General features: G+C 60.0%; 12 protein-coding genes. 9 read left to right on the forward strand and 3 right to left on the reverse strand.

The genetic code is table 11. The features are described 5' to 3' along the window. The first annotated feature begins 166 nt into the window (after positions 1 to 166). A complete protein-coding gene (locus tag Q0K10_RS07030; RefSeq protein ID WP_294505064.1) occupies positions 167 to 1,219 on the forward strand; it encodes a hypothetical protein in 1,053 nt (350 codons plus the stop codon). Here the strand turns inward: Q0K10_RS07030 and Q0K10_RS07035 are convergent. Beyond that, positions 1,216 to 2,142 (reverse strand): AraC family transcriptional regulator, encoded by a 927-nt coding sequence (locus tag Q0K10_RS07035; RefSeq protein WP_294505067.1) that lies wholly within the window; start codon positions 2,140 to 2,142, stop codon positions 1,216 to 1,218. The genes Q0K10_RS07030 and Q0K10_RS07035 overlap by 4 nt on opposite strands. A gap of 102 nt (positions 2,143 to 2,244) precedes the next feature. Here Q0K10_RS07035 and Q0K10_RS07040 point away from each other — a divergent pair, with 102 nt between their 5' ends. From Q0K10_RS07040 to Q0K10_RS07060, 5 genes are all read left to right on the forward strand, one after another. Then, positions 2,245 to 3,258, forward strand: coding sequence for a uroporphyrinogen decarboxylase family protein (locus tag Q0K10_RS07040; protein ID WP_294505070.1), 1,014 nt, complete (start codon positions 2,245 to 2,247; stop codon positions 3,256 to 3,258). Between the two features lie 16 nt (positions 3,259 to 3,274). Beyond that, complete coding sequence (locus Q0K10_RS07045; protein WP_294505073.1) at positions 3,275 to 3,898, forward strand: B12-binding domain-containing protein; 624 nt, start codon at positions 3,275 to 3,277, stop codon at positions 3,896 to 3,898. 99 nt (positions 3,899 to 3,997) lie between these two features. Further along, positions 3,998 to 5,428: an ASKHA domain-containing protein gene (locus Q0K10_RS07050; RefSeq protein ID WP_294505076.1), complete on the forward strand. Its 1,431-nt coding sequence runs from the start codon at positions 3,998 to 4,000 to the stop codon at positions 5,426 to 5,428. Continuing rightward, the gene (locus Q0K10_RS07055) at positions 5,425 to 6,150 is read left to right on the forward strand and encodes a DUF1638 domain-containing protein (protein WP_294505078.1); all 726 of its coding nucleotides are present in this window, start codon (positions 5,425 to 5,427) and stop codon (positions 6,148 to 6,150) included. Before Q0K10_RS07050 ends, Q0K10_RS07055 begins: the two co-directional genes overlap by 4 nt. Positions 6,151 to 6,290: 140 nt before the next feature. Further along, a complete protein-coding gene (locus Q0K10_RS07060; protein WP_294505080.1) occupies positions 6,291 to 7,415 on the forward strand; it encodes a uroporphyrinogen decarboxylase family protein in 1,125 nt (374 codons plus the stop codon). Positions 7,416 to 7,444: 29 nt separating this feature from the next. Here the strand turns inward: Q0K10_RS07060 and Q0K10_RS07065 are convergent, their stop codons facing one another. Beyond that, a complete protein-coding gene (locus Q0K10_RS07065; protein WP_294505082.1) occupies positions 7,445 to 8,308 on the reverse strand; it encodes an AraC family transcriptional regulator in 864 nt (287 codons plus the stop codon). A gap of 102 nt (positions 8,309 to 8,410) precedes the next feature. On the opposite strand from Q0K10_RS07065, the gene Q0K10_RS07070 reads away from it, so the two are divergent. Genes Q0K10_RS07070 through Q0K10_RS07080 form a run of 3 tightly spaced genes read left to right on the forward strand, consistent with a single transcriptional unit; the run spans position 8,411 to position 11,810 of the window. Continuing rightward, a complete protein-coding gene (locus Q0K10_RS07070; RefSeq protein WP_294505084.1) occupies positions 8,411 to 8,644 on the forward strand; it encodes an SDR family oxidoreductase in 234 nt (77 codons plus the stop codon). 16 nt (positions 8,645 to 8,660) lie between these two features. Further along, positions 8,661 to 10,898, forward strand: coding sequence for a pyruvate formate lyase family protein (locus tag Q0K10_RS07075; protein WP_294505086.1), 2,238 nt, complete (start codon positions 8,661 to 8,663; stop codon positions 10,896 to 10,898). 15 nt (positions 10,899 to 10,913) lie between these two features. Beyond that, entirely contained in the window at positions 10,914 to 11,810 is an 897-nt protein-coding gene (locus Q0K10_RS07080; protein ID WP_294505089.1) for a glycyl-radical enzyme activating protein, read from the forward strand. A 22-nt stretch (positions 11,811 to 11,832) separates the two neighbouring features. On the opposite strand, the gene Q0K10_RS07085 is transcribed toward Q0K10_RS07080, so the two are convergent. Continuing rightward, a complete protein-coding gene (locus Q0K10_RS07085) occupies positions 11,833 to 15,735 on the reverse strand; it encodes a sugar-binding protein (RefSeq protein ID WP_294505092.1) in 3,903 nt (1,300 codons plus the stop codon).

Raw genomic sequence — 15,735 nt, forward strand, 5'->3', positions numbered from 1 at the left:
TTTGAGGCGGAGTTTAACAAATAACAGAAAAAATATAACCAAAGAAAGGGTCAGTCTCTTGACTTTTTCATAATAGAGGAGGCAACTTGCAATCCGCCGTTTCCGCATTACGTTTTCAGAAAGTCGCAAACGCTGGGAACGAAAACGGAAATCGGCGGAGGCTGTGATGCTGGAACGGTATCTGGAGGATCTGGAGAGTCGTCTTGAAGTTGAGGTCGAGGAGGAGCTCGAAGCCGAGTGGCAGGTGTTTCTGGAGGGGCGCTGTCCTGCTCCGTATTTCCGCCCCCGGCGCCGGAAGGCGGCTCCCGCCCGGGTCGAGTGGCCGGAGATCCTCATCAATCCCGCGTTGAAGGATCCGGAACTCATGCTGTTGCGCGAACTCGCCGTCGCTTCCGGCTGCATCGCGGAGGGGAACGGCCAGATTCTGAACATCCGCTGCAACTACGGAACCACGATCCTTCCGTCGCTCTTCGGCGTCGAAATTTTCTACATGGGGGAGGAGCATGATACGCTCCCGGCGTCGCATCCGCTGCCGGGCGGTGCCGAAGGGATCCGGGCGCTGCTCGACGCGGGCGTGCCGGAGCTCGATCGCGGCTGGGGGGCGCGTGTGTTCGATACGGCGGCGTTTTTCCGCGAAAAACTTGCGCCTTATCCGAAGTTGAGCGAATATGTCCGGATCTATCACCCTGATCTGCAGGGGCCGCTCGATCTGGCGGAGATGATCTGGGGAAGCGAAATTTTTCTTGCGTTCTACGATCAGCCCGAACTGGTCAAATCGTTTCTCGCGCTGCTGACCGAGACTTACCGGAGATTCATGCGTCGCTGGGATGCGGAGTTTCCCGCGAGGGAGGGGAGATTCTGCGCGCACTGGGGCTTCGGCTACGCCGGGCGAATTCTGCTGCGGGATGACTCGGCGATGAATCTTTCCCCCGAAATGTACCGCGAGTTCGCGCTGCCGTTCGATCGGCAGCTGCTCGGGGAATTCGGCGGCGGCGTGGTGCATTTCTGCGGACGCGGCGACCACTATATCGCGGATCTGGCCACGGTTCCGGACCTCACCGGGATTCAGCTCTCGCAGCCGGAATACAACGATATGGAGACGATTTACCGGAATACCGTCGATCGCGGAATTGCACTGCTGGCGCTCCCGCTGGAGAGCGCGGTGAAGCCTGCGCTCGCGGCGGGGCGCGATTTGCACGGACTCGTCCATTGTTACTAGAGCAGCCGCCGGGCGGCGTGTGCGCGTCTGCGGTATTCGGCCGGAGTGCAACCGTACTGCGCGTGGAACAGATGGTAGAACCGGCTCAGACTCTGAATATTCAGATGATACGCCAGTTCCGCGATCGATTCGTCGGAGTCGGCCAGCAGCCGGGCGGCGTAATTGATCCGCAACTCGTTGATGAATTCGGTCGGCGTGCGTCCGAGATGCCTGCGGAAGATTTTGCAGAGATACTCCGGGGTGTAGCCGGAGAGCTGCTGCATGCGCTTGAGTCCCGGAATAAAATTCTCCGGGCTGCGCATTTTTTCGCAGAGGTTTTCGAACCACTTCGGCGCATCGGCGACTCCGGCGGGCAGACGCGGCAGAAAGAAGTGCGTGAAAAGATCCGCGAGCAGCACCTTGAACCGGATCTTGCGCACCGCCGGAGAAACCCCCTGTGCATTCAAACTCAAAAGCTCCAGGGACAGTTCGTTCATGCGGCTCTCCGGCAGCCGGAATACGGACGGAAGAACGCTTTCGGTGTAGCCGTGCAGAAACGCGTCATCCTCAAGATAGCGGCTGATCGTCACAAAGAATTCAAGGTGAAAGGAGAGCAACAGAAGCTCACAACCGGGCGCTCCCGGCGCGGGAAGGAATCCGTGCCGGTCATTCGGCCGCACAAAGACAAGGCTGTTCGCTTCGAGCAGCTGCTTCTCTCCGTTGACGCGGTGGACGATGGTTCCCGAGAGTACGAAGATCAGCTCCCCGAACTCATGCGAGTGTTCGATCGTTCCGCCCGAGGGGAGCGAATGGTAATGCAGATTTCCGCCGCTCGGAATCGAAGACTGTTTCCGCCCCGCGTTCCAGCTGATCGCGTGATACGACACCTCCGCGCCCACGGCCGGATTGATGAAGTTGTCCAGTTCCAGAGTGATCGGTTCCATGGAGATTAATATAGAGCAAAACTTGGCAAAAGAAAAGAAGATATTTCCGAAAAATCTGGTAAAATATATAGAAAAGATTAAAAGAGTCAGCGGGAGGTTGTCATGTATCATGACATGAAGCGTTTTTTTCGGGAGATCCTCGAATCGCCGCGGCGGCGCGCGATTCCGATCATGACCAGCCCCGGCATCGAACTGGCCGGGGCGACGCCGGCGGAGGTGTTCCGGAGCGGAGAACTGCAGTTCCGGTGCATCGAAGCGCTGGCGGGGAGGGTTCATGCCGATGCGCTCGTGACCTTCATGGACCTCTCGGTCGAAGCCGAGGCGTTCGGTTCGCCTGTGCGCTATTCGGAGCACGAGAATCCGACCGTCTGCGAAAGCATCGCTTCGACTGCCGAAGCAATTGAAACCCTCACGGTCCCGGAGGTCGGCGCAAAGCGGACCGCCGAGACACTGCGTTGCGCGGAACTCTGTGCCGCGAAGCTCGACCGCCCTGTTTTCGGCGGTATGATCGGGCCGTTTTCGCTGGCGGGGCGGCTTGCGGATATGACCGAGATCATGATTCTCGCGGCAGTGGAGGAGGAGGCCGCCAAGGCGTTGCTTGAGAAAACAACCGCGTTCCTTGTCGGGTACGCCGAAGCGATCCGCGCGTCCGGAGTGAACGGAATCATCATCGCCGAACCTGCGGCCGGGCTGCTTTCGCCGGATATGTGTCGGCAGTTTGCGGCGGATTATCTCAAGCGGATCGTCGACGCCGTTCAGGACGATGACTTTCCGGTTGTGATCCACAACTGCGGGAACGCCGCCGGTCGACAGATCAAAGAGCTGCTTTCGACCGGATGCGCCGCGCTGCATCTGGGCAATGCGGTTTCCATTCCGGAACTTCTGCCGCAGATGCCGCCTGAAGTGCCTTTGATGGGCAACATCGACCCGGTCGGTGTGCTCAAGGAGGGCTCTCCGGAAGAGGTCTACGCGAAAACTTCCGAACTGCTGCATGCGACCTCGGCGTGGCCGAATTATGTTCTCTCCTCCGGCTGTGACGTGCCGCCGGGAGTGAGCATGGAGAATGTCTGCGCGTTTTTCCGCGCGCTCAATGATTACAATCAAACCGTCCAATGACAAGGAGAACCGGATCATGACTGACTTTGAAGCTCTGCGCACTGCCGTCATCAAAGGAAAACGCAACGATGTGACCGCAATTGTCCAGGAGGCGATCAACGGCGGAGAAGACATCAACGCTCTTCTCGATCAGGGGATGATTCCGGCGATGCGGGAGATCGGCGACAAGTTTTCGCGCAACGAGGCGTATGTTCCGGAACTGCTGATCGCCGCGCGGGCGATGCAGGCGGGACTTGCGCTCATCGAGCCGATGATCGCCGCCTCCGGCCGCAAGTCGCTCGGCAAGATCGCGATCGGCACCGTGAAGGGCGACCTTCACGACATCGGCAAGAATCTTGTGGCGATCATGCTCAAGGGGGCCGGATACGACGTGATCGACCTCGGCGTGAACTGCGACATCGCAAAATACGAGGAAGGCGTCAAACAGGGTGCGACCATCGTCGGATGCAGTTCGCTGCTGACCACCACGATGCCGTACATGAAGGAGGTCGTCGCCTATTTCAAGGGAAAGGGTGTGAAAGTCATCATCGGCGGAGCTCCGGTGACCCAGGCTTATGCCGACGAAATCGGTGCCGACGGATACAGTGAGGATGCGAACGGGGCTGTCATACTTGTCGATTCTCTGCTGAAAACCGCGTGAGGATGCGATGGAGTTGTTGTACGGAAGGGAGCGGGTTGCCCGTCAGCTGGAGTTGCCGGTGCTTTCTGGAGACCGGGGTGGAGACAGGGAGGTATACGGATGCGTCTGATTCTTCAGCCGGAAGGAGAGCGGCGAAATCTTGCAAAACTGCTCGCGGCAGCGGGTTGTCCGCTGGATTTGCGCTGCGGCGGGAACGGCACGTGCGGCCGCTGCCGGGTGAGACTCTGCTCGGGCGAGTGGGAGGTTGACGGCAAACCGGTTGCCGTACCCGTCGAAGCCAACGCCTGCCGCACCCGGCTCGTCAGCCTTCAGGGAGAGGTCGACGTTCCGGAGCGGTCGATGGCCGCAATGCGGGGGCAGATCGCGGTTTCGTGGAGCGGCCGGCCGCTGCCGGAGAGCGGCGAAACCGTCATCGCAGTCGATCTCGGGACCACGACGGTCGCTGCGGCGAAACTGCGCGGCGGCGAACTCATTCGGGAGGCGAGCTGCTTCAACTCCCAGAGCCGGTTCGGCGACAACGTCATCACCCGGATCAACCACGCGGGCTCCTCTCCGGAGGGGCTCGACGCGCTGCGTCTTGCGGCGGTGGACTCCATCAATGAACTGCTTGACCGGCTTGACGCCTCCGACGCGGCGCGGATCGCGGTGGCGGGCAACACCGTGATGAGCTGTCTCTTTCACGGAATCGACCCGTCTCCGATCGGCGTGATGCCGTTCACGCCGCCGTGCCGGATCTTCCCGGTGCGGAGCGCGGCGGAACTTGGTTTGCATGCCGGAGAGAGCCCGGTCCTGACGGTTCCGGCGATCGCAGGATATGTCGGCGGCGACCTGACCGCCGGCTTGTTCGAGACGCCGCTGCGGTCGGGGGAACTGCTCGTCGACATCGGCACCAACTGCGAAATCATTCTGCGTTCGGAGGAGGGGTTTTTCTGCACTGCGGCGGCGGCGGGCCCCGCTTTTGAAGGGGCGGGGATTCACTGCGGCTGCCGGGCGGTTCCCGGAGCGGTCGACCACTATTTCGGGAACGGTTCCTTTTCGATGATCGGGGAGGGGAAGGCTCCGGTCGGGCTGTGCGGTTCGGCGATGATCGATTTTCTCGCGGTTGAGCGGAAACTCGGGCATCTGAACGAGTTCGGACGCATTCAGCCTTCCGCGGATTCGTTCGAGGTCGTGCCCGGTGTTTCGATTTACGAGTGGGAGATCGAACAGCTGCTCAAGGCGAAGGCCGCCGTCTGTGCCGGAATCCGGACGCTTTCGGATCATTGCGGAGTGCCGGTCAGGAAAATCCATCTTGCCGGAGGATTCGCCCGCTATCTTGACTTCGGCAGCGCGGTCGGCTGCGGGCTGCTTCCGGCGGAGTGCGAACTTGAAGCGGTCGGCAACACCAGTCTCGGCGGGGCGGCGCACCTTGCGCTCGATCCCGGGACGATGGCGGAACTTGAAAGCGTGATCGATCTCCCGAAGGAGATTCCGCTGAACCTGCTGCCGGAATTCGAGGACAACTACATTGACGGACTGCTGTTGCCATGAATTTGAAACTGTTTTCCTGCAATGTGTTCAGGCGTGAGTTCGAGTATTTGATCCCGCATTCGGAGCAGACGATCGACGCGGAATTTCTTGAGCTCGGCGAACACGCGCACCCGCGCGGGCTGCGCCGGAAACTCCAGGCGCGGATCGACGCCGTCAATGGTGTTGACGCCGTTCTGCTCGGTTACGGGCTCTGCGGAACCGCGACGGAGGGGGTGACGGCGCGCCATGTGCCGCTGGTTCTGCCGCGCAGTCACGACTGCTGCGGAATCTTGCTCGGGAGTCGGAAACGGTTCGAGGAACTCTTTTCGGCGATGCCGAGTTCCCCGTTCGGTTCGGTCGGTTTTGTGGAGCATGGCGACTACTACTTCTCCGACGGCGAGATGGTTTTCGGCGACGGTTACGATGCGCTGGTCGAGCAGTACGGCGAGGAGGACGCCCGCTACATCTGGGAGACGATGCACCCGAAACTGGACGGACAGCTTGTTCCGATTTCGTTCATCTCCTCGCCGGAAATCCCCTGCGAAGAGGCGAAGGCACGCTGCCGCGCGAAGGCGGAAGAGGAGGGGAGGGCGTTTCGGGAACTCGACGGCGATTTGCGATTGCTGCGGATGCTCGTCAACGGCGAATGGCCGGAGGAGGAGTTCCTGATTGTTCATCCCGGCGAAACGATTGCGCAGGTCGGCGACTGGGACCGGATATTGAAAACCGTTCCGCCCCGGTGAGCGTGTTCGGCATTTCGAACGAGGAGATCCGGATGACCTTTTTTTTGTAGGTTTTCCCATCGTCCCGAATTGCAGTTCCGTGTTGATTCCGGTAGATTCAAGTATTAAAAGAGACCATTTATTCTGAAAAGGAGTCCACCATGAGTTTTGCTGCGACATCATCCGAAGCGGCGGCAAAAGTGAGAAATACCTACGCGGGAATTCCCGAAAGCGGTTTTATTCAGCGCGATTTCGGGCTCTGGATGTGCATCGATGCCTGGCGGAGCGATGGACTGCCGGAGGGGAGCGAGGAGGAACTTTTCTCCTACGAACCCGCCGGGAAAGCCAATCTGTGGGGACTCGGCTGGACGGAAGCGGCTTTGGTCCCCGCGTTTCCGGAACGGATTCTCGAGGATCGCGGAGAAACCGAAATCGTTCAGGATCGCGCCGGGCGCGGCGTTCTCTACTTCAAGGGACGCCGCCAGGGATTCATGCCGGAATACGTATCTCATCCCGTCACCGACATGCGTTCATGGCAGGAGAACGTCAAGCCGAGAATGCAATTCGATCAGCCCGGACGCATCGCGGAACGGAAAGCCGAAGCCGCCATCGCAAAGGAGGCGTATGAACGGAACCATTCGCTGGTCTGTCAGAACATCATCGGCGGTTACATGTATCTGCGCAGTCTCTTCGGTCCGGAGGCGCTGCTTTACGCCTTCTACGACATGCCGGAAGTTGTTCACGACTGCATGAAAAGCTGGCTCGAACTGGCCGACGCGGTCACGGCGCTGCATCAGAAATTCGTCACGATCGAGGAGGTGTTTTTCGGCGAGGACATCTGCTACAACCACGGGCCGCTGATCTCTCCGGAGATGATCCGGGAGTTTCTTTTCCCCTACTATCAACAGCTTCTGACCAACATCCGTCGGCGTCAGCCGGAACACACCGGGCTCTACATTCAGCTCGACACCGACGGCGACGCGCAGAGCATCATCGACCTTTACGTCGAAGGGATCGGCTGTAACATCTTTTCGCCGTTCGAAGTCGCCTCCGGCTCCGACGTGGTCGCCATCGGTCGAAAGTATCCGGAAATCGTGCTCACGGGCGGGTTCGACAAACGGATCCTGGCGGCGGGCAGGGCGGCGATCGACCGGGAAGTCGACCGCATCTTTCCGATCATGTTCAAACGCGGCGGATACTGGCCCACCTGCGATCACGGCGTCCCGGCCGAAGTGAACTGGCGCGATTACCTGCACTTCCGCAAACGCTGTCTTGAATTCGCATAAGGCAATGGTTCTGCATGCGTTCCGCACGTTCAGCGGGTTTCCCGCCGTTTGAAACGCTCCGCCTCCTGCTGCGAAACATGGCTGGTCAGGAAGTTCTTCCGGTAGGTCCCCGGAGAAAATCCCGTTCTCTTCTTCATGAAACGGGAAAAATAGTATTCTGAACGGAATCCGAGTTCCCGCGCCACCTCCCGGATCGACAGCTCCGGTCTCTGCAGGAGCCCGGAAGCCCTTCGAACCAGAAAGTTGTTCAGATATTCCTTGGGCAGAACTCCGAACGCCAGCTTGAATTTTCGCGTCAAGGTGTCCGGGTGAATCGAAAGGCGTTCCGCCAGAGACTCCACCGTCATTTCCGCATTGCCGTGTTCGTGAATGAACCCCAGCAGCTGAACCAGTTCATGGCTGCGCCGCAGATCCGGGCGGTGCCGCGGCCAATGCTTCAGAAAGAAGTCGAGCAGAAGTGCCCGAACCGCGCAGGACTGATGCAGTTCGTCCTCCTCTTTCCAGATTTCATCCATCTTCTCGATCATTTCCGAAGCATCTCCGTCACAGCAGGGCTCCTGATTGCTGTAGAAATCGATTCCGGGATGGAATTCAAACCCGACGTGAAACGTGTAGTACCGGATCCCCGGCAGCAGCAGATATTCCGCCCGGCAGCCCGTGGGAATGAAATAATACCTGCCCCGCAGCAGCGGACGGAAAAATGTCTGATTTTCCGCTCGAATGTAACTCTCCGCCCGGCCGTCGTCTTCCAGAACCAGCACCAGAATGTTGTAGGGGAAGACGCAGAGCTGGTGAAATCGCATCCTCTCCTTGCGCAGAAGATGAAGAACCACGGCATTCGCCCAGTTGTGATTCCGCAGATAAGATTTGTCGTCAATATCGGGAATGTGCATTTTATTCCGGGAAAAATCCATTTTTTTATTGTTTTTTTACAGTATACTATGTAGGGAAATATACCAGTGCAATTTCAAAAAACAACGCAGCGGAGGGAGAAAATGAGAAATTATCTGGATTATTCCGGGAAAAACGTCATTATCCGGACCGACTTGACCGGGGGGCAAGGCTGTTCCCTGCCGGATCATTGTCCGCATCTCATCCGGAGATATCCGCTCGGCAGGCAGGGGGAGCCGGAGGAAATCGCGGCGGCAGCCCCCTCTCCGGGGGGAGATATGAGTGCGTTCGTTACCGGACAGGCTCTGATCGTCGACGGCGGCTTCTGCGGAAATTGAAGAAGGGAATCCGAAAATGTTTCACGAACAACTTGTCCATGAACTGCGCTCGTATTACAAAACCCTGTCGTTTCAGGCGGTTCAAATCCCCTTCAATCCGTTGAAGGAGGAGATGGACCGCTTTGCGGAACGGAATCCGGGGCTCTCTCCCCTGCAGCTCAAGGCGGCGCAATACGAAATCATCGCCGAACATTTCAAGCCGGTGCTGTTCCGTCACGATCCCTTTTTCTACGAAACGGGGCTGAAGGTCGCCGAATACAACGGACACACCCGGCTCAGTTCCGGCGGCTGGATGTTCCTGCGCAATGAACATATCATCCGGGATACTTGCCCGGAAGAGTACGCCCGTTACGCACAGGCCAGCCGACTGGGACTTCATCTCATGTACGGATTCTTCGACTCCGACCACCACTGTTTCCCGTTTTCAAGAGTGCTGAAACTCGGTCTCTCCGGAATCGCGGACGAACTGCAGGCCGCGAGACAAAAGAACACCAGTCCTGAACAGCAGGAGTTTTACGACGCCGCACTGCGCGGAGTCGCCGCGTTCCGGAAAACCGCGGAGAAATTCGCCGCGGCCGCCCGCGAAAAACTGGCCTCGGTGAATTCAGCCGAAGAGAGAGCGTTTCTGGAGCGGATCGCCGCAACCGCCGCCCGTATGCCATGGATGCCGCCGCAGACGTTCTATGAAGGCCTGGCGCTCCTTCGTTTCTTCTACGAACTGTGCAGTGTTTTCGAAGGAATCGGCATGTCCGTTCTGGGAGCTCCCGACCGGATGCTGATCGATCTCTACCGGGCGGATCTGGCCGCTGGCAGACTGACCCCGGAAGAAGCGGACGACCTGCTGGAGCGTTTTCTGCTTCAAATCGACTGCAAGCTCGACCTTCGGAAAGCTCTCAACGAGCAGTTCAACCGCGGCGAACAGGGAGATACTCTGATTCTGGGCGGAGTCGATGAGAACGGATGCGATGTGAGCAACGAACTGACCTCGCGCATCCTGCTCCTCCATCGAAAACTGGGACTGGTCTATCCTAAAATCCACTGTCGCGTCAGTGCGGCGACACCCCGGCCGTTTCTGGAGGAGGTCGCCGCCGATTTTCTCGCCGGCAGAAATACGATCTCCTTTCTCAACGACGACCTCCTGATCCCGGCGCAATGCGCCGCCGGGAAAGAGCGGCGCGACGCCGCCGGATATGTCGCAGGCGGCTGCTGGGAGGTCATCGTCGAAGGGTGTGAGCACAGCGAGGGGGCGAACTGCTATTTCAGCCTGGGGCGCGTGATGGATTTCTCCATCCATCCGGATCCGGAAGCGGAAGCCGGAATGGGTCTGACGTTCCGGAGACTGAACCGGGAATCCTCCTTCGAAGCGGTTTACAGCCTCTGTCTGGAGAATGTAAAATCCGCCCTCGGACAGATGCTTGAAATCATCGCTCTGGCGGGAGCGAACTGGAGCAGAATCAATCCCTGCCCGTTCTTCTCAGCTGCGCTGGCCGGCTGTGCGCAGAGTGGCCGCGACTACAGTGCCGGTGGCGCCAGATACAATCCGCACGGCGTGCCTCTGACCGGTCTGGCCGTCTACGTCGATTCTCTGATGGCGATCAAACGGCTCTGCTTCGACGAAGGAGTCATCGCGCTTCCGGAGCTCCTTGAGGCGGTGCGTTCCAACTGGCGGGACCGGGAACTTCTGCGGCGCCGGGCGATGGAGTCCGCCCACCTCGGAGACGGCAGAGGAGAAGCGGCCGCCCTGGCGGCGCGGCTGCTTGATGAGCTGACCGGTTTCGTCGGCGAATTCCGGAATGAACGCGGCGGAAAGTTCCAATGCGGACTTTACAGTTATGTGGACATCGTCGAATGGGCGAAACTCACGCGGGCGACTCCGGATGGGAGGCACGACGGCGATTTTCTCTCCCAGGGGCTGACTCCTTCGAGGCTCCACCGTGACGATGTGACATCGCTGCTCCGTGATCTCGGCTCACTGCCGCTGGAAAAATTCCCCGCCAATTCCGTACTGACCCTTTCGTTGTCCAGAAACGGGCTGGATTCCACACGTTTCGCCGCGTTTCTGGAGGCCTGGCTGGCATTGAAGGCAAGCGGAATGCTCCAGTTGAACTGCGTTACCCGCGAAGAGCTCGAAGATGCCCGGATTCACCCGGAAAATCACCGTTCTCTGCTGGTAAGACTCTACGGATATTCCGCCTATTTCACTTCACTCGATGCCGAGCGCCAGGCGGAATTCATGAGCCGCACGATCTATTGAACTGTTGGGAGCTCTATGAACGGATTGGTTTTCGACATCGGCAAATTTGCACTGCATGACGGTCCCGGGATTCGGACAACCGTGTTTCTGAAAGGCTGCCCGCTGCGCTGCCTCTGGTGTCACAATCCGGAATCCCAGTCGCGCCGACCGGAAATTTTTTTCCGGCCGGAGCGATGCCTCGGCTGCGGGCTGTGTTTCTCCTCCTGCCCCCGGCACTGTCACCGGATGCGTGACGGAAGTCACTGGTTCGATCGGGAATCGTGCAGCGGATGCGGCAGATGCGCCGCATGCTGCCATTCCGGAGCTCTGGAGTGCGTCGGCCGATCCATGAGTGTGGAAGAGGTGATGGCCGAAGTTCTCGGGGACAAGCTTTTTTATGAGAAATCCGGAGGCGGAATCACGCTTTCCGGCGGGGAACCGCTCGCGCAAATCGAGTTCACCGCGGCCCTGCTCCGGGCCGCCGGAGCGCACGGACTGCACAAATGTCTGGAAACCAGCGGATTCGCTCCTCCGGAAGAGGTGGTTTCTCTCGTGCCGTCGGTCGACCTCTGGCTGTGGGACGTCAAAGCCCGGCCGGAAGATCATCTGCGGCTTACCGGCGTTCCGGCCGAACCGATTCTGGAGAATCTCCGGCGGCTGGACCGGGCGGGAGGAGCCATCATTCTGCGCTGTCCTCTGATCCCCGGCGTCAACGACTGCGCCGAACATTTGACCGGAATCGGAATGCTGGCTGATTCCCTGCGAAATGTCCGGGAAATCCAGCTGGAACCCTACCACTCCCTCGGAGAAGGGAAGCGCACCCGCCTCGGCAGACCCGAGGTCGCCGGCCTGCATCCGCCTTCTCCGGCCATGCGTTCGGAGTGGCTTGCGACCGTGCAGAGCGCGACATCCCTTCCGGTTGGAATAGCCTGATCCCGCAAGCGGTACGAAACGGTCACTCGGTCAGGATGAACTTCCGGTAGGCGCCGGGATGTTTGTTTTCGCCGATGCCGGGAGTCGGCCCCATCCAGTAGAGCCGTCCGTGACCGTCATTGTCGTTGGCGATGAAGTTCATTCCGAAAACGGTTCCCGGTTGCGGATCGATTTTCAGAACGCTCCACGGGATCGCGATGCGGTAGACGGTCTGGTTGCCGACCCGCCGGATCTCGCACTTGAGCGCCTTCCGGGCCTGTTCCTGCCTGCCGCGTTCGTAGATGTAATCGATCTGGGCGGCGGAAGTGCCGTCGGCAGTCAGACCGAAGGTGAATTCGTAGTCGTCCCTGCCGAAACTGTACTCGTTCGGCGGGGCGTCGGCACGGCTGTCGATCGCCAGCTGGATCGAATCGGCCGCCCAGAGTCGACCGGGAACTCCCGGCGAATGAATGTCGTCGGTCACGTTGCAGTCGATGTAGAGATTTTCGGCATCGAAGCCGACCGCACTGGCCAGAGCGAGGTCATCCTCCCCATCGTATCCATTGTTGGGGTCGTTCGGAATCAGGAACTTGCGACTGTTCAGGAACGGCAGTCCCCCCCGGTTCGGCAGGTCGGGCGAAAACGCTCCGGCTCTCCGGCGCGGGCAGGGCAGCAGGTCGGCCCGGTAGGTGTCGCGCTGCGAGCCGAGGTTGCCGGTGAGTTCCATCACGAGCGGTCGGTTGTTCAGGGATTTTGTTGATTCGAATTGAAGTTCCGTGCTCCGTCCGGGCGACAGCTTGACGACGCGTTCGGCCCCGGCAAAGGGCGCTCCCGAAAGTTTCACCGTCGCCTCAAGTTCCACTGCGCGTTCGTTCGTGAGGAGAAGAGTCACGCACCGGTCGTTCAGCAGCCTCCAGACGCAGCGGGCGGGCGGAAGATCGACCTTCGCGGCGGCGAGGAGGGCGGTAAACTGGTCGGCGCCGCTGTTTTGGGAGATCAGATAGAGCGGTTTCCCTGAAATGCGCAGCCGGGTGGCGGGGGCGGGCTCAACGGAAACCGGATTTCCGAGCATATCCCGGATTTCGAGTTCGGCCGGAGAAACCGCCAGTTCCATGTCGAACGGCGTCTCGCGGTCGGACCAGACCGCCGCCATCGGTTTCCCGTCGCCGCGGAGGAAGGTGAAGCACTGCACTTCTCCGGCCGACACGGTACGGTGCGCCTTTGCGCCGTTCAGCTGCCGGGCGGCGGTTGCGTAGGCGGCCGCGGCGGGCAGCGGAAGCGTATTGCGCCAGAGACCGTAATAGTAGTGGTCGCGCTCGATGCAGTAATCTGCGAGAAAATACATGACATTTTCCACCTCAAGCGCCTTGCCGGTCAGCAGCAGCCGCGCGGTGTAGGCGGCGTGGCGCATGGCTTCGACACTCATCGGATCCGCGTGAACGTCGAGCGCCCAGCCGACTTCGCCGAAGGAGATTTTCTGCTTCCCGCCGCATTCGGCGATGATTTCGCGGAGTTTGAGCACCTTGTCGCGGACTCCGTTGGCTTCCGGACCGATGTCGTTGTGATTCTCATCGATGTAACGCGCGTGAGAGTAAGGGTGAACCGGCAGAAGGTCGATGTTTTTTCCGGCCAGTTCAAGCACTCGTCGGGTGAAGGGGAATCCCGCGCTGAAGTCGACGCCCGAGACGCCGCAGGCGAGGATTTTCGCTTCGGGCCGTTCGGCGCGAATCGCCTCCGCAGCCGCGTTGACCGTCTCCGCGTAAATTTCGGCGGCCTTGACAACGTCGCCGCCGGTCTGGCGGGGATAGATCAGATCGGGTTCGTTCTCCAGTTCGATCCAGGCGGCATCGTCGCCGAAAAAGGCGGTCGACTGGCGAATGAATTCGACCGCAGCCTCTTTCCCGGTTCTGCCATGCGGCGGCGGTTCGGCAACATTCAGACAATCCTGCTGACGGAATCCCGCACGGGCCATCGCGCGCCAGTTTTCCGGGAAATCATACTTCCCGTCACGGAAAGGAGTGAACCGCCAGTTGCGGAAGTTGCGGCTGTTCGCGACGCCGAGGCGGCGCAGTGTCTCCGGATCGGTCGGCCCGAATGGGTGAATCCCGAAGAAGGGGTCGCAACGGTTTTCCGGCAGCGGCTCCACCACCGCGAACGGCAGAGCCGCCTGAGTGGTTCTGCCCTCCATTTCGGCTTTGAGCCGGATGATGCGGTAGCCGGGTTCGCGTGTCGCGGCGACCGGGAGCTGCTCCCGCAGGTTTTCTCCGGGGTTGATGGTGCGGTTTCCGGAGAGGAGCGTTGTGCGTTTCCCGATGGAGTCTTCCAGTTCCACGACGAGTTTCACGGATTGTTCGCGTCCGGTGTTGTTGCGCAGCGAGATCGTCGCCTCCAGAGGGGATTCGGAGGCCGTGAGCAGTTCCCCCGGCTCCCCGGTCCGCTCAACCCCGAGGTCGAGCGGCGAACCCGGCACATAAGGCTGCGGCGTACTGCCTTCGACCAGCTGAAATCCGTCCAGCCAGACGGTCGCGTCATCGGGCCGGAAAAAATCCAGCGAGAGACTCGTGAGGCTTTTCTGGGCGGGAAGGCGCAGATTCACGCGCTGCCACCCGGTTGAGAGTTCGACGCTGCTGCGCCCGATTTCGCGCCACTGGTGGGTACTGGCGCGCATTGTGAACACGCCCTTCCGGTCCGACTTGACACGGCAGCTCAGCACATACTTCTTCCCCGGCTGCATCGCTTCAAAGAGGTAGCCGCTCCGGATCGGTTTGCCCGGGTCGGCGCGAAGAGAACGCTCCCCGTGAAACGACTCCTTTTCATCATACGGAAGCAAAAAAAAAGGGGTTCCGGCCTCGAAGGAGCCGTCCCCCGGCCACAGGTTGCCGCCGGGGGTGAAAACCGCCCCCGGGCGGTCGGCGGATGCCTGCGGAGTTGCTGCCGGGCGAAATTCGACCTTCATGTCGTCGACGTAAAGTTTTCCGGCGGTGTTGTTTTTGCGTTTTACATAGAAGATCAGACTCGTCACGCCGTCCGGAAGCTCGTCCGCAGGAATCTCAATTTTGAACTCCTTCCAGTCGAAGTCGCCGCCGGTGACTGCAAGTTCATTGACGCCGCTGCCGGGCGGATTCTGCACCCACGGACCCGGTTTCCCGTGTACGAAGGTCAGGACGTGGAGCGTTACATCCCGCTCGGGGACCCCGCCGGTTGCCTTGAGTGCAATCGCAGCGGTCACGTCGTGGCCGGGCTGATACTGAATCGACTGATAGATTCCGTTGGCGGCCGCATCGCCGGTCTGGTGCATGCAGTACGACTGGCCGCCCGTTCGGGCTTCCGCCGCATCGAAACTGCCGGGCGTGAGTTTTCCGGTCGGTTTCCACGCCTCTTTTTTGGGGGCGGCCGCTTTTTCCTCGAAGGAGTTCAGGGAAATCTCATCGATCCAGAGAGTTCCGGTTCCGTTGTTGAGCCGTTTGATATAGACAAGCAGCGAATCGGTTCCCGCCGGGAGCGCAGATACCGGGATCGTTTTCTTGAACTCCTTCCAGTCGAATGTCCCGCCGCAGCTGACCAGATCGTTCACTCCGCTGCCCGCAGGGATGGCGACCCAGCCGAGCACCTTTCCCTTCTGCCGGGCGAGCAGCCGGATCTTCACGTCGTTATCCGGAACCCCGTCGGCCTTGAGCATCACTGTGAGCTGCATCCCTTTGCCGGGATCGGGAATGAAGTGCTGATAAAGATCGTTTTCCCGGTCGCCCGCGTTGCCCATGCGGAAAGCGTGATTGCCGCCGTAAACGACATCGTCAACCACGCTGCCGGGCCGGGCTTTCCCCGCCCAGTCGGGGTATTGCCAGGAGTTGAGTTTCTGTTCGAAGTCGCCGTTTTTCAGCAGCTCCACGCCGGAGACGGCGGCTGCGGTGAGAACGGCCAGTGCGGTCAAGTGAAGTTTTCTCAT

The sequence above is a fragment of the uncultured Victivallis sp. genome, assembly GCF_944391105.1.
GTDB lineage: Bacteria > Verrucomicrobiota > Lentisphaeria > Victivallales > Victivallaceae > Victivallis.